The sequence below is a fragment of the Lysobacter sp. Root916 genome (assembly GCF_001429785.1).
In the GTDB taxonomy this organism is placed as follows: Bacteria; Pseudomonadota; Gammaproteobacteria; order Xanthomonadales; family Xanthomonadaceae; genus Lysobacter.
The window spans coordinates 152535-165427 of sequence record NZ_LMJF01000013.1; the positions used below are offsets into that span (position 1 = coordinate 152535).

General features: G+C 70.3%; 11 protein-coding genes and 1 pseudogene. 4 read left to right on the plus strand and 8 right to left on the minus strand.

The genetic code is table 11. The features are described 5' to 3' along the window. Nucleotides 1–92: 92 nt before the first annotated feature. Both ASE35_RS13130 and ASE35_RS13135 read right to left on the minus strand, forming a co-directional pair. Nucleotides 93–440: pseudogene (locus ASE35_RS13130) on the minus strand (hypothetical protein); the annotation flags it as partial. Beyond that, the gene (locus ASE35_RS13135) at nt 437–1447 is read right to left on the minus strand and encodes a hypothetical protein (RefSeq protein WP_235567243.1); all 1011 of its coding nucleotides are present in this window, start codon (nt 1445–1447) and stop codon (nt 437–439) included. The gene ASE35_RS13135 and the pseudogene ASE35_RS13130, both read right to left, overlap by 4 nt. Before the next feature lie 258 nt (nt 1448–1705). Here ASE35_RS13135 and prmA point away from each other — a divergent pair, with 258 nt between their 5' ends. The 3 genes from prmA to fis all read left to right on the plus strand — a co-directional run bounded on the left by prmA (nt 1706) and on the right by fis (nt 4002). Beyond that, nucleotides 1706–2626: a 50S ribosomal protein L11 methyltransferase gene (prmA, locus tag ASE35_RS13140; protein WP_057164148.1), complete on the plus strand. Its 921-nt coding sequence runs from the start codon at nt 1706–1708 to the stop codon at nt 2624–2626. Between the two features lie 34 nt (nt 2627–2660). After that, nucleotides 2661–3608, plus strand: a complete 948-nt coding sequence (locus ASE35_RS21750; RefSeq protein ID WP_235570072.1) for a DUF3426 domain-containing protein — start codon at nt 2661–2663, stop codon at nt 3606–3608. A 121-nt stretch (nt 3609–3729) separates the two neighbouring features. Further along, nucleotides 3730–4002, plus strand: a complete 273-nt coding sequence (gene fis / locus ASE35_RS13150) for a DNA-binding transcriptional regulator Fis (protein WP_056180352.1) — start codon at nt 3730–3732, stop codon at nt 4000–4002. Between the two features lie 1166 nt (nt 4003–5168). Here the strand turns inward: fis and ASE35_RS13155 are convergent. Genes ASE35_RS13155 through ASE35_RS13180 form a run of 6 tightly spaced genes read right to left on the minus strand, consistent with a single transcriptional unit; the run spans nt 5169 to nt 11066 of the window. Further along, entirely contained in the window at nt 5169–6140 is a 972-nt protein-coding gene (locus ASE35_RS13155; protein ID WP_056180355.1) for a phosphatidate cytidylyltransferase, read from the minus strand. After that, complete coding sequence (locus ASE35_RS13160; RefSeq protein ID WP_056180358.1) at nt 6137–6805, minus strand: lysophospholipid acyltransferase family protein; 669 nt, start codon at nt 6803–6805, stop codon at nt 6137–6139. The genes ASE35_RS13155 and ASE35_RS13160 overlap by 4 nt, the downstream gene beginning before the upstream one ends. Beyond that, nucleotides 6798–7346, minus strand: a complete 549-nt coding sequence (locus tag ASE35_RS13165; protein ID WP_057164150.1) for a hypothetical protein — start codon at nt 7344–7346, stop codon at nt 6798–6800. The genes ASE35_RS13160 and ASE35_RS13165 overlap by 8 nt, the downstream gene beginning before the upstream one ends. Continuing rightward, nucleotides 7343–8686 carry a phosphatase PAP2/dual specificity phosphatase family protein gene (locus ASE35_RS13170; RefSeq protein WP_057164151.1) on the minus strand — a complete coding sequence of 448 codons (1344 nt, stop codon included), beginning with the start codon at nt 8684–8686 and terminating at the stop codon, nt 7343–7345. The genes ASE35_RS13165 and ASE35_RS13170 overlap by 4 nt, the downstream gene beginning before the upstream one ends. After that, a complete protein-coding gene (locus ASE35_RS13175; RefSeq protein ID WP_057164152.1) occupies nt 8683–10425 on the minus strand; it encodes a bifunctional alpha/beta hydrolase/class I SAM-dependent methyltransferase in 1743 nt (580 codons plus the stop codon). Before ASE35_RS13175 ends, ASE35_RS13170 begins: the two co-directional genes overlap by 4 nt. Next, nucleotides 10422–11066 carry a CDP-alcohol phosphatidyltransferase family protein gene (locus ASE35_RS13180; RefSeq protein ID WP_056180370.1) on the minus strand — a complete coding sequence of 215 codons (645 nt, stop codon included), beginning with the start codon at nt 11064–11066 and terminating at the stop codon, nt 10422–10424. Before ASE35_RS13180 ends, ASE35_RS13175 begins: the two co-directional genes overlap by 4 nt. A 252-nt stretch (nt 11067–11318) precedes the next feature. Between ASE35_RS13180 and purH the strand changes: the two genes are divergently transcribed. After that, nucleotides 11319–12893 carry a bifunctional phosphoribosylaminoimidazolecarboxamide formyltransferase/IMP cyclohydrolase gene (gene purH, locus ASE35_RS13185; protein WP_056180375.1) on the plus strand — a complete coding sequence of 525 codons (1575 nt, stop codon included), beginning with the start codon at nt 11319–11321 and terminating at the stop codon, nt 12891–12893.

A 12893-nucleotide genomic window follows, 5' to 3' on the forward strand; every position in this document is an offset into this window, starting at 1 on the left:
GGCACCGTGACCTCGCCGACTTCGCCCAGGTCGCCGACACTGACGCCGTCCAGGCCGCCGGGCGCGGGCACCGTGATCGGGCCGCCCTGCGCACGCGACTGCGTGCCCTGGATCGGCTGCGCGCCGGAACTCGACGCCGGGCTGACGATCATCACGTACTCGCTGGAGCCGTCGGGCCAGACCACCTTGAAGGTGCTTCCGGGCGGCAGCGACGAGAACGGCGTGCCGCTCTGGGCGCGATACATCGCCGCGATCTGCGCCGAACTCGCGCGGCGGGTCTGTTCGGGCGAGTGCACCGTGGTCACCGCGACCTGCGACAGCTCGCTGTAGTCGTCGGCGAGCACGTCGATCACGACCCCGGCCGCACCCACCGAATAGGCGGCGAACAGCAGCACCCAGAAGCCCAGCTTGGCCTTGTGTACGAAGCGCTTGTCTTTCATTTGGTTATCCTCGTTCCGCCGACAAGACCGTTGACCATGTCGTTCATCACTTCGGTTCCCTGGCGCGGCACCGCCGCGTCGAATACGAAGCTGCTGAAGTCCTGGTTCGGGTCCTGCGAGCAGATACCTCCGTTGGCGCAATAAGTCGTCATCAGCACGCTGTTGGGGCTGCAATCCAACCCCAGTTTGCAAGCGGCCAGCTGCCAGGCCAGTTCCGAGAACTGGGTACCGGCCACCGGTCCGTAAAAATTCTTGCGACCGCTGGAGGCGATGCCCATCTTCGGCGAGATCGCGAAGAAGGCCTCCGGGTCCAGCGAATTGCGCACCCGGTCGACCAGGTCGCGCGCATAGGCTTCGTCGTTCTGCAGCGGTTGGTCCATGCCCATCAGCGCCGCTTCCGCCGGCAGGCTGCCGGCCTTGGCCGCGCGGATGCGGGTGCGCTGGATGGTCGCGTAGGACAGATCGTCGGCGGGCGTGAACCGCGCGCAGCGTTCGCCGACGCGATTGCGCGCCGCCGCCATCGCCGCCGAGGTGCGCAGGTTCATGCCGGCGATGGCCTGGGTATCGCGGCCGTAGTCGGCGGGCGAAGCGGCGTAGCCGGCGCAGTAGTCGAGCACGCGGCTGAGCATCCAGGTCGATTCGGGCTCGCCCGCGCGCGCCGCCGCACCGAGCTCCTGGGCGTAACCGTAAAGATCGTCGCTGTGCTCGAAGCGCTCGCGCAAGCGCTGCGCCGGCGTCAGCGCGCGCGTGCGCTGGGGCGCGTCGGCCTCCGCATCGCCCACGCCATGGCCAGTGCCCGCGCTCGCGCCGGCGACCGCGCTGGCGGAGGTCGCGGCGCTCTCGGGCGCCGCATCCGGCGCGACCTGGCCGCGCCGCGCGTACAAGACGCCACCGGCCAGCAAGGCCACGGCGGCCACCGCCCACATCGGCCGCACGGAAGCGAACACGCCGGCCCGAGCCGCGGGCGGCGCCTGCTTCTCGAGCTGGGATGTCAGCAAGTCGGACATTCGGTCCTGATCTCCGCCGCGTGCGGGGCTGGGTCCTGCGGCCTGGTGCCAGCGGGCCCGCCCTTCCTCGCCGCGCAGCCTGCGCGCGGTAGCGGGTGGCACCCTGATACCTCGAATAGTAAAGCAAGCCGTCAGCCGGCGCCGAAACGGCCGGCCCACCGGCGCCGTCGGCGGCACGAACGGCGGCGGCGGCCCGACCTGAACCGGAACCGTGGCCAAGGGTGGGATAATGCGGTCCCGTTACCCGCTGCGACCGCGATGCCCTTCCTCGAACTGACCCTGCGTTGCCGCGAATCCGAGCAGCCCCGCTACGAGACCGCGCTGGACGACGTCGGTGCGCTGGCCGTAACCATGCTGGACGCCGATGCCGACACCGACGACGAGCACGCCATCCTCGAACCCGGCGTCGGCGAAACCCCGCTTTGGGACGAGATCGTGCTCAGCGCGCTGTTCCCGCACGAGACCGACGCACTGGTGCTGCTGGCCGCGTTGGAATCCTTCGACGCCGGCCTGGACTGGACCCAGGCGCGCTTCCGCGCGGTCGAGGACCAGGACTGGGAACGCGCCTGGATGGACCAGTACGTGCCCCTGCATTTCGGCGCGCGGACCTGGATCGTGCCCTGGAACCACGACCTGCCCGAGGGCGCCGACGCCGCCGACGCGGCGGTGATCCGGCTCGACCCGGGCCTGGCCTTCGGCTCCGGCACCCATCCGACCACCGCGCTGTGCCTGCAGTGGCTGGACGGCTTGGCCGCCGACGGCCAGCTCGGCGAGGCCCGCGTGCTCGATTTCGGCTGCGGCTCGGGCATCCTCGCGCTGGCCGCGCTCAAGCTCGGCGCCGCCCACGCCATCGGCGTCGACAACGACCCGCAGGCCCTGCTCGCCACCGCCGACAACGCGCAACGCAACGGCGTGGCCGCACGCATGCAGGTCTACCTGCCGCAGGACGAGCCGCTAGCGACCTACCCGATCGTGGTCGCCAACATCCTCGCCTCGGCGCTGATCGCGCTGGCCGATACCCTGGCCGCGCGCGTCGCGCCGGGCGGCCGCATCGCACTGTCGGGCATCCTCGCCGGGCAGGAGGAAGACGTGCTGGCGCGCTACGCCGACGCCTTCGAAGACCTGCGCGCCGACCGCCTCGAAGACTGGATGCGCGTCACGGGCACGCGTCGCCGCTGAGTCAGGGGGGCGGACAGCGGCGAAGCCGGCGTGCTTGAATACGCCGATGTTCGTCGCCTGCCCACATTGCGGATTCCTGGTCGCGCTGATCCTGCCTGCCGCCGGCAGCGGCGCGCGCGAAACGCCGCAACGCTGCCCGCGTTGCGAGCGCCCCTTGCAGGCCGATGCGGCCGACGCCGCCGGCGCGGACGCAGACATCGCGCCCCGCGACGCGGAGCCCGAGGCCGACGCAGTCTCGCCGGAGGCGCCGCCCGCGCCCGCCGATCAGTCGCCGGCAAGCTCGCCCGTATCGCCGGAACCGGAGCCCGCCGACGCGCTCGCGTCCGCCACCGCGGACGCCGACGGCGCCGCAACCGAAGCGGCGGCCACCGCCGCCGCCGTGCCCTCGCTGGAAGAAGCGGTGGCCGCGTCCGCCCTGCCCGGCACGCGCACCCGCCCGTCCCGCACCGCGCGCACGCCGCGCGCCAAGCGCGACGCACCCAGTTTCGTGCGCGGCAGCACAGCGGCAGCGCCGACGCGCCGAGACTGGCGCGCGGTCGCCGCGATCGCCGTGCTGGTGCTGGCGCTGGGCTTGCAGTTGGTCCTGGCCCAACGCCAGGAACTGGCCGCCGACGCGCGCTGGCGCCCGCTGGTCGGCGCGCTGTGCGGCGTACTGCGCTGCAGCCTTCCGCCCTGGCACGAGCCCACCGCCTACAGCATGCTCAACCGCAACGTGCGCCCCAGCCCCGGCGCGCCGGGCGTGTTGCGCGTCAACGCCAGCTTCCGCAACGATGCGCGTTGGCCGCAGCGTTGGCCGACCTTGCTGCTGACCTTGTCCGATGTCGATGGCCGGGAGGTCGGCCAGCGCGCGTTCGCTCCCTCCGACTACCGCCGCGGCCACGCCCCCACCGACGAACTCGCCCCCGGGCAGAGCGCGACGGTGCAATTGGACGTGGTCGAGCCGGCGCCCCGGATCGTCGCATTCACCTTCGACTTCCGATAAAAACTGCGACGGTCGCGTTGTCCGCCGCGACCGTCGCGCGCTAGACTCCCCCTCCCGCCCGTCCGCCGCGCCCTGCGCCAGGCACCCGCCCGGCGGGACGACACTGCATCAGGGGAACCGCTTGAACGCCGCAATCGATCGCAACGAAGCCACCCGCGGCGGACCGCGCGTCCCGCTGCGCGACCACGTGGCCACCTCGATCCGGCGCTACCTGGGCGACCTCAACGGCAGCGGCACCGAGAACCTCTACGAGATCGCCCTGCGCGAACTCGAAATCCCGCTGTTCGCCGAAGTCCTGCAGCACTGCGACGGCAACCAAAGCCGCGCCGCCTCCATGCTGGGCATCCACCGCGCCACCCTGCGCAAGAAGCTGCGCGAGTACGGGCTGGAGTAATCCGCCGTCGCTGCGCCAGCAGCCGAAAGCCCCGTTTTCCCAGGCTTTCCCGCCGTTCCGACCGTTCCAGGCCAACACGACAAGGTCCGCCGCACATCGAACCGCCGCGACGATGCGGTTCGCCTTCGGCTCACCACATCCTACGACTACCGCCTTTCACGGAGCTGCGGCTGCGGCTGCGGCTGCGGCTGCGATTGCCGTTGCCGTTGCCGTTGCCGTTGCCGTTGCCGTTGCCGTTGCCGTTGCCGTTGCCGTTGCATTGAAGTCCAAAAGCACCGCACTCACACAGACAACCGTAGACCCGAAGGGCGGCGCGCAGGACGCGCGCCGTTTTTCGAATGGACAGGGACGTCCATTCGAAAAATCCCGGCGCCAGCCCCGAACCCGCAGGGGAGGTTTGGTCAAGCTAGCCCTTCTCTTTGGTTACTTTTGACCGAAGGGAATCCAGACGGACTCTTGGGCTAGCAAGAGAAAGTGACCCGCATGCGCAGCAGGCGGAAGCCNGCTAGCCCTTCTCTTTGGTTACTTTTGACCGAAGGGAATCCAGACGGACTCTTGGGCTAGCAAGAGAAAGTGACCCGCATGCGCAGCAGGCGGAAGCCGTTGACCTTCGAACCGAGCCGACGAAGCAACAGCAAAAGCAAATCCTCCCCAACCCTCCTTTTCCAAAGGAGGGAGCTAAAGAGCTAAAGAGCTTAGGAGCTAGGAGCGAGAGCCCTCTGGCGTTCAACCGTGAACGAACCTGCGCTCGTAAGCCGCCCGCGCCGGGATGACAAGCACCAGCAAAGCCGTCTACTTGGGATGAGCGCGTTCTGCACGACGCATAGGTAGCGACTCGCTGCCATCCATGGCGCCACTTCCGCGGACTTCGGATCGCCCGGCCCGGCCATCCATGTCCGGGCGCGTAGCCGGACTGCGCGCAATGCGCGAGACGCTTCTTGGGGTACCCCCTGCCATCCATGGCGAGAAGACGCTGGCTCCGGATCGCCCGACCCGGCCATCCATGGCCGGGCGCGTAGCCGGACTGCGCGCAATGCGCGAGACGCTTCTTGGGGGTGCCCCCTGCCATCCATGGCGAGAAGACGCTGGCTCCGGATCGCCCGGCCCGGCCATCCATGGCCGGGCGCGTAGCCGACGCGCGAGCCAATGGCTCGCAAGCGCGTCGGCTACGCCCACCAATACCGGATCAAATGGAAGAACACCGGGGCCGCGAAACACACCGAATCCAGGCGATCCAGCATGCCCCCGTGCCCCTCGATCATGTGCCCCCAATCCTTGATCCCGCGATCGCGCTTGATCGCCGACATCACCAGACCGCCGTAGAACCCCATCAGATTGATCACCAACGCCAGCGCCGCCGCCTGCAGCGGCGTGAACGGCGTGATCCACCACAAAGCCGCGCCCAGCGCCGTCGCCGAAGCCACGCCGCCGACGAAACCCTCCACCGTTTTCGACGGCGACAGCTTGGGCGCGATCAAACGGCGCCCGCACAACTTGCCCCACACGTACTGCAGCACGTCCGAGGACTGAACCACGATCACCAGGAACGCGATCAGCAGCAGATTGCGACCCTCGTAGCCCGGAATGTCCAGGTTCAACAACGCCGGCACGTGCGAAATGCAGAACACGCAGATCATCAGCCCCCACTGCACCTTGGCCGCGCGCTCCAGATAACGCGTGGTATCGCCGCCCACCGTGGACAGGATCGGCAGCAGCAGGAAGGCGTAGACCGGAATCAGCAGCGTGTACAGCCCGTACCAGTCGGTGTAGACCAGCCAGTACTGCAAGGGCAGCGCCGCGTAGAAGGCCACCGCCAGTGCGTAGTAGTCGCTGCGCCGGGTCGGCGTGAGGGTGATGAACTCGCGCAGCGCGAACAGCGATACCAGCGCGAACAGCACGATCACCCCAACCCGGCCGATCAGGAAGGACGCGCCCACCACCGCCGCCATCACCCACCAGGCGCGGATGCGCGCGGTCAGGTTGGCGATCACCGGGCTGGGCCGCCCGCGCGTGCGCCAGCGCAGGAATTCCGCGATCGCCGTGGCCAGCAACAGCACCCCGGCCACGCCCAGGAACAACAACACCGAATGCGGCAGCACCTTCACCCGCTCGATCAGGATCGCGAGGTTCGCGCTCATGCGCCGCCCTCCGAGCCGCGCGTGCCCGTACCGTCATCGGACAAGGCCAGCAACGCCTCGCGCGCGCGCGCCAGGAACGCCGGTTTGTCCTCGTCGCTGTGCAGGCGCAGCGGCTCGCCGAAAGTGGCCGTGCACAGCAGCGGCAGCGGCAGCAATTTGCCCTTGGGCATGACCCGCGCCAGGTTGTCGATCCACACCGGCACGAACTCCAGCTCCGGACGCAGCCGGGCGAGGTGGAACAGGCCGCTCTTGAACGGCAGCAGGCCCTCGCCCTGGTTGCGCGTGCCCTCGGGAAACAGGATCAGCGAGGCACCGCCGTCGACCGCGTCGCACAAGGTCTGCATGGCCTCGTGGCGGCGCTGGTCGGGATCGCCGCAGTCCTGTGGCTTGGGCTCGCGGTCCACCAGCACGCCGTTGAAGACCTCGCGGATCAGGTAACGGCGCAAGGCGTCGCGCTGCCAATAGTCGGCGCCCGCGACCGGCCGGGTCTCGTCGCGCATCGCGCGCGGCAAGGCCGACCAGATCATCACGAAATCGCCGTGGCTGACGTGGTTGCCGTAATAGACCCGGCGATCGCCCAGCGGCGGGCAACGCCACAGCGCGCGCGCGCCGGTCAGGGCGCGGATCGCGAAACTGAAACCGTCGGCGATCCAACCGCTAAGCATCGATACGTACTCCGAAAATGGACGAGGGCGCGCGCTCGGGCCGCCATAGGCTCGCGACCGGACCGTCGTCGAACGCCTCCGGGGCCGGATCGTTATCCAGCGGCAACGGCGCCAACCACCAGGCGCTCGCCAGCAACAGCGCCTGCGCGATCAGGCACGCGGCCTGACGCCGCAGCAGGCCGCGCGCGCCACGCCAGCGCGCGGACCAGTCACGGCCGGCGCGTTCGGGCGGCTGCAGGCCCAGGGCTTGCAGACTCGCGTCCACGGCCGTCGCCGCATGCGCCGGATCGCGCTCGCGCGCGGCGGCCAGCAGCAGGCCGGCGTCGAAATCTACGCGCGCGGCGTAATAGACCTGCAGCAGGCCGGCGATCGCGCTCAGGCCCAGCCCGTAGGCGGTCCAGCCTACGAGCGCGCCGAAACCGAAACCGGCCAGCAGCAGCCACAGGCCGGTCAGGGCCAGCAAGCCCAGCGACAACGCATTCAAGCGTCGCCCCTGGCGCAGCAGCAGGCCCATGGTGTGCAGCTCGAAAGCGGTGGTCATGTCGCGGGCACCCCTGCCTGCACGGAGATCGGCATCGCACCGGCACGGACCTGTTCCAACGCACGCAGATGCGCCTCGCCCAGGACCACCGCCGGCCGGGCGGCGCGCACCTGCGCGACCGCGGCCTCGACGGTATCGGCGCGGCCGCTCTCCAGCAACCAGGCCGCGACCGCCGCCGCGCTGCGCGAATAGCCCAGCGCGCAGCACACCAGCACCGCACCGGCCGCGCGCGCGGCTTCGATGTCCTGCGCGGCCGCACGCAGCGCCTGCGGTTCGGCTGCCACCAGGTCCAGCATCGGCCGCACCGCCGCCACCCGCAGCGTCGACGGCGCCGACAACTCGGCGCAGACATCGACCGCGGCCGCGTAGCGTGCAGCCTCGTCCCGCCCGGGCATGCGCCCCAGCCAGACGCCGTCGCCGACTTCCACCGGCTGCGGCGCGCGCCGCGTCCACAGCCGCGAATTGATCCACGCGCCCCACAGGTAGGGCGCGTACAGCCAGCGCGCGGCAGGGCTGAGGCGGCCGTCGGCGCGCTTTTGGAATCCGTCCGCGCCCAGCAGCGCATAGTTCAGCGCCACCAGCAGCAGCGACAGCGCCGGCCACAACAGCCACCACGCCGCGCCGCGCAGCATCCAGGCCAGCGCCGCGCACAAGGCCGCGCCCAACAAATACAGCGATGCCAGTCGCCAACGCTTCGGATCGCGCGCCCAAACCGCCGCGCGCCACGGCGAGCGCGCGCCTTCCGGCCACAGCCATACGCACAGCCAGCCCGCGAGCAGCCCGGTCGGCACGTCGACGAAGTGGTGTTGATAGGTGGTCAGCACCGACACCCCGATCAGGCCGAACCACAGGTGCAGCAGCCAGCGCCAGGCGCCGCTCAGGTGTTGGGCGAAACGCACCCACAGCACGATCAACAGCACGATGTGCAGCGACGGCGCCTGATTGAACGGCTTGTCGAAGCCCAGCAGCACGTCGAACATCCAGCCGAACACGCCGTCGGTTTCGGGCCGCACGAAGCTGAAGGTCAGCGGGAATGCGAGGAAGCAGGCGATCGCGATCGCCTGCGCGGTCAGCAGGCGCAAGGCCTGGTTGTCGAGTTCGCGGCGGTCGCGGCACACGAACAGCGAAATGCCGTAGAACAGATCGATCGACCAGTACGGCAGGATGGTCCAGGCCCAGAACGGAATCGCGTGTTCCCAGCCGAACACGATGCTGGGCACGCCGACGCGCTGGGCGGCGACCGAGTTGGCATAGCCGTAGCTGAGAAAGAACAAGGGCCCCAGCAGGGCCAGCCACAGCAGCGCGCGGCCCCAGGGCCGGCGCACGGCGGTCTCGCTCATTCCTCGACCCGCTGCGCCAGCGACACGGTGAAGATGCCCCAACGGTCGATACGCTGATCGAGCTTGCGGAAGCCCGCCGCGCGCACCAATTCGTCCATCTCGGCCTGCGAGCGCCGCCGCATCACCCAGGCCTCGCCGCCGCGGTGGCTGGTCAGGGCGCGCGCGATGAACTCCAACTGCGGGTGCCAGGGCTGGCCGGTGTAGACCAGATAGCCGCCCGGCGCGACCGCGTCGGCCAGGCCGGCCAGCGAGCGCCGCACCAGGGCGTTGTCGGGGAACAGTTCGTACAGGCCGGACACGATCGCCAGGGTCGGGCGCGGTGTCAGCGCGGCCAGCGCGGCGCGGTCGAAGGCGTCGCCCTGCTCGAACTCGGCCACGCCGCCGGCGCCGAGTTCGGCGATCAGCGCGCGCCCCTGGCGCACATTGAGATCGCTGTAGTCGCGCAGGCGGATCGAATCGGCGCCGCCGGCCAGGGCCTCCAGCGCGTAGCGGCCGTGGCCGGCGGCGATATCCACCACGTCCACGCGCTCGCCCGCTTCGCGCAAGCGGCGCATGGCCTCGCCCAGCAGTTCGTGCAGATGCGTGCGGCGCACGCGGATCCCGCGCCAGCCGATCGCGTCCAGATAGTTGCGATCGACCATGCGGCCCAGCGGACCGGCGCCGCGCGCCTGATCGCGGTAGACGTAGTCCAGGCTGCTGCCGGAGTCGAAGCCGGTGTCCAGGCCGGTGCGGATGCCTTCCGACAGGTAGCCGCCGAAGCGCAGGCCGGCACGCACGAAGCGCCAACGCAGATCCTGCAACGAATTGCGTTGCGGCGGCCAGGCCAGGCGCTCGGCCTCCTCGAAGCTGTCGCCGCGCTGGTGCGCATCCAGCAGCGAAGCGTGTTGCAGCGGCTCCTCGAAGCGCGCGCGCAGGAAGTCGCGGATCTTGGCCAGCGCCGGCGCGCGCTCCTTCTCGCCCAAGGTGTCGTGATAGAAGCCGGGCAGGAAGTGGCGCTGTTTGATGCTCGACCCCAGACGCTCGTAGAAGCGGTCCTGCGGCGCGCGGTGGACCACGAAATCCGAGCCCGAGACCAGCAGCTGCACCGGCACCCGGATCGCCTGCGCATCGGCGACGATGCGATCGGCGGCCTCGTACAGGCCCAGCAGCACGCGCACCGAGATCGGCCGCGCGATCAGCGGGTCGCTGCGATAGCTGGCGACGCGCTCGCGGTCGTGGGTCAGCCATTGCGGCTGCACGTAGCTGTTGACGAAGAAATTGCCGCGCAGCTTCTGCATCAGGCCCAGGCCCGCACGCGCGAACGGCACGTATAGCTTGACCTTGAACGCAGGCGAGGCCAGCACCAACGCGCGCAGGCGCGGCGCGTAATCGTGGGCCCAGGTCGCGGCGACCACCGCGCCCACGCTCTGCGCGATCAGCGCGGTGTCCTCCACCGCGATCCCGTGGACGTCGCCGATGTGGGCGACGAAGCGGTCCAGATCGCGCACCAGCGCCTCGAAGCCCGGCGCGTCGCCGCGCTCGCCCGGCGAGCGGCCGTTGCCGCGCGCGTCCCAGGCGAAGAAATCGCAATCGTCCAGGCCCAGTTCGTCGACCAGGTGCGCGACCCGGCCGGAGTGTTCGTGACCGCGATGCAGCAGCACCACCGCGCGCCGCGGCCCCTCGCCGCGCGCCGGCCAATGACGGTAGTACAGCTCGGTGCCGTCGAAGCTGGCGTAGTGGCGTTCCTGGTGTTCCCTCATTCGCGACTCCCTTGCGTTGCGGCGTCGGCGGATGCCGCGCCGTGGCGCACGCCGGCGGTCACCCGCCGCAGCACCGTCCACACACACAACAAAGCGGCCAGGATCGCGACCAGTTCGGTCGCGCGCGCGCCGGCCCAGCCCAGGGCCAGCGCCAGTCCCAGCGCGCCGACCACGAAGGCGCGGTCGCTCTTGCCCATGGGCCCGTCGTAGCGGCGCGGCGCGCCGACCATCGGAGCCAGGATCCCGGCGAATTCGGTCAGCGCCGCCAGCCCCGCGAACAGCAGCAGGGTCCACGGCGCGACGCCGGGGACCACCAGCAAGGTCAGGTATAGGGCGCTGTCGGAAACCACGTCGCACAGTTCGTTGAGGTAGGCGCCCAGGCGCGACTGCTGGCCGTGCTCGCGCGCCAGCATGCCGTCGATCGCGTTCAAGGCCATGCGCAGGAACATCCACAGCGGCAGGGCCGCGAACGCCCAGGGCTGCTCGCTGCCGTTCCAGGCCACCCAGGCCGCGACCGCCAGCGAGCCCAGGCCGGCCAGCACGGTGACCTGATTGGCGGTCACGCCGGCCGCGAACAGGGCGCGCACCAGCGGCCGCAACAAGGCCTGGAAGCGCCCCTTCAACGCGTAGATCGATGCCATTCCCTGAGCCGGTCCGCATGCCCTCACGGGCGATCGGGCATCAGCTTAGCCGCTGGCGGACGCGATGACGGTCCTGCCGCGGCCCGATCGCAGGGGTAGCGCATTGCTGACCCCCGGGGCCAGCGCCGCGTCACCTTCGCCTGCGCCGGATGCCCCGCGGGCGGGCGTACCGGCTGGATTCGGCGCGCGGGGCCGGGATGGCGCAGTCGCACCGCTATAATTCCCGCGCCCTTCCGCTGCCCGACTCCCCGCATGACCTCCGATCGCCTGCCCGTCCGCCGGGCGCTGCTCTCTGTTTCCGACAAGAGCGGCCTGCTCGACCTCGCCCGTGCCCTGTCCGCCCATGGCGTCGAACTGCTGTCCACCGGCGGCACCGCCAAGGCGATCCGCGACGCCGGCCTGGCCGTGCGCGACGTCTCCGAGGTCACCGGTTTCCCGGAAATGATGGACGGCCGGGTCAAGACCCTGCATCCGCTGGTGCACGGCGGCCTGCTCGGCCGCGCCGGCATCGACGATGCGGTGATGGCCGAACACGGCATCGGCGCGATCGATCTGCTGGTGTTGAACCTGTATCCGTTCGAGCAGGTCTCGGCCAAGGCCGACAGCTCGTTCGAGGACATCGTCGAGAACATCGACATCGGCGGCCCGGCCATGCTGCGCTCGGCGGCCAAGAACTTCGCCCGCGTCGCGGTCGCGACCGATCCGGCCCAGTACGCGGCCCTGATCGAGGAGCTGCAGACCAACGCCGGCACCCTGTCGGCGCAGACCCGCTTCGCGCTGTCGGTGGCCGCGTTCAATCGCGTCGCCCAGTACGACGCCTGCATCGCCAACTACCTGTCCTCGCTGGACGCCGACGGCGTGCGCAGCCAGCAGTTCCCGGCCCAGCAGCACAGCAACTTCGTCAAGGTCATGGACCTGCGCTACGGCGAAAACCCGCACCAGCAGGGCGCGTTCTACCGCGACCTGTACCCGGTGCCGGGCACGCTGGCCACTTTCAGCCAGCTGCAGGGCAAGGAGCTGAGCTACAACAACCTCGCCGACGCCGACGCGGCCTGGGAATGCGTGCGCCAGTTCGAGCGCCCGGCCTGCGTGATCGTCAAGCACGCCAATCCCTGCGGCGTGGCCGAGGGCGTGGCCTGCGGCGATGCCTACGAGCTGGCCTACGCCACCGACCCGACCTCGGCCTTCGGCGGCATCATCGCCTTCAACACCCGCCTGGACGCGGCCACCGCCAAGGCCATCCTCGACCGTCAGTTCGTCGAGGTGCTGATCGCGCCGGACTACGACGAGGCCGCGCTGGCCTACTGCGCCAAGAAGGCCAACGTGCGCGTGCTGCGCATTCCGCACGGCGACGGCAGGAACAACTTCGACGTCAAGCGCGTCGGTTCGGGCCTGCTGATGCAGACCAGCGACATCCGCGAGGTCGGCCGCGACGAGCTGAAGGTCGTGACCCAGCGCGCGCCCGACCCGGCCGAACTCGCCGACCTGCTGTTCGCCTGGCGCGTGGCCAAGTACGTCAAGTCCAACGCCATCGTCTACGCGCGCGACCACCGCAGCATCGGCATCGGCGCCGGCCAGATGAGCCGCGTGGTCTCGGCCAAGATCGCCGCGCTCAAGGCCGAGGAAGCGGGCCTGGTGGTGCCGGGCTCGGTGATGGCCTCCGACGCCTTCTTCCCGTTCCGCGACGGCATCGACGCCGCCGCCGCCGCCGGCGTGCGCGCGGTGATCCAGCCCGGCGGTTCGATGCGCGACGGCGAAGTGATCGCCGCCGCCGACGAGCACGGTCTGGCGATGGTGTTCACCGGCGTGCGCCACTTCCGCCACTGA

Bases quoted from the DNA above. Each gene is read 5' to 3' on its own strand.
- ASE35_RS13135 (WP_235567243.1), bottom strand. From the start codon at position 1,447: ATGTCCGACTTGCTGACATCCCAGCTCGAGAAGCAGGCGCCGCCCGCG.
- ASE35_RS13175 (WP_057164152.1), bottom strand. From the start codon at position 10,425: ATGAGGGAACACCAGGAACGCCACTACGCCAGCTTCGACGGCACCGAG.
- ASE35_RS13155 (WP_056180355.1), bottom strand. From the start codon at position 6,140: ATGAGCGCGAACCTCGCGATCCTGATCGAGCGGGTGAAGGTGCTGCCG.
- ASE35_RS13165 (WP_057164150.1), bottom strand. From the start codon at position 7,346: ATGACCACCGCTTTCGAGCTGCACACCATGGGCCTGCTGCTGCGCCAG.
- prmA (WP_057164148.1), top strand. From the start codon at position 1,706: ATGCCCTTCCTCGAACTGACCCTGCGTTGCCGCGAATCCGAGCAGCCC.
- purH (WP_056180375.1), top strand. From the start codon at position 11,319: ATGACCTCCGATCGCCTGCCCGTCCGCCGGGCGCTGCTCTCTGTTTCC.
- ASE35_RS13170 (WP_057164151.1), bottom strand. From the start codon at position 8,686: ATGAGCGAGACCGCCGTGCGCCGGCCCTGGGGCCGCGCGCTGCTGTGG.
- ASE35_RS13180 (WP_056180370.1), bottom strand. From the start codon at position 11,066: ATGGCATCGATCTACGCGTTGAAGGGGCGCTTCCAGGCCTTGTTGCGG.
- ASE35_RS13160 (WP_056180358.1), bottom strand. From the start codon at position 6,805: ATGCTTAGCGGTTGGATCGCCGACGGTTTCAGTTTCGCGATCCGCGCC.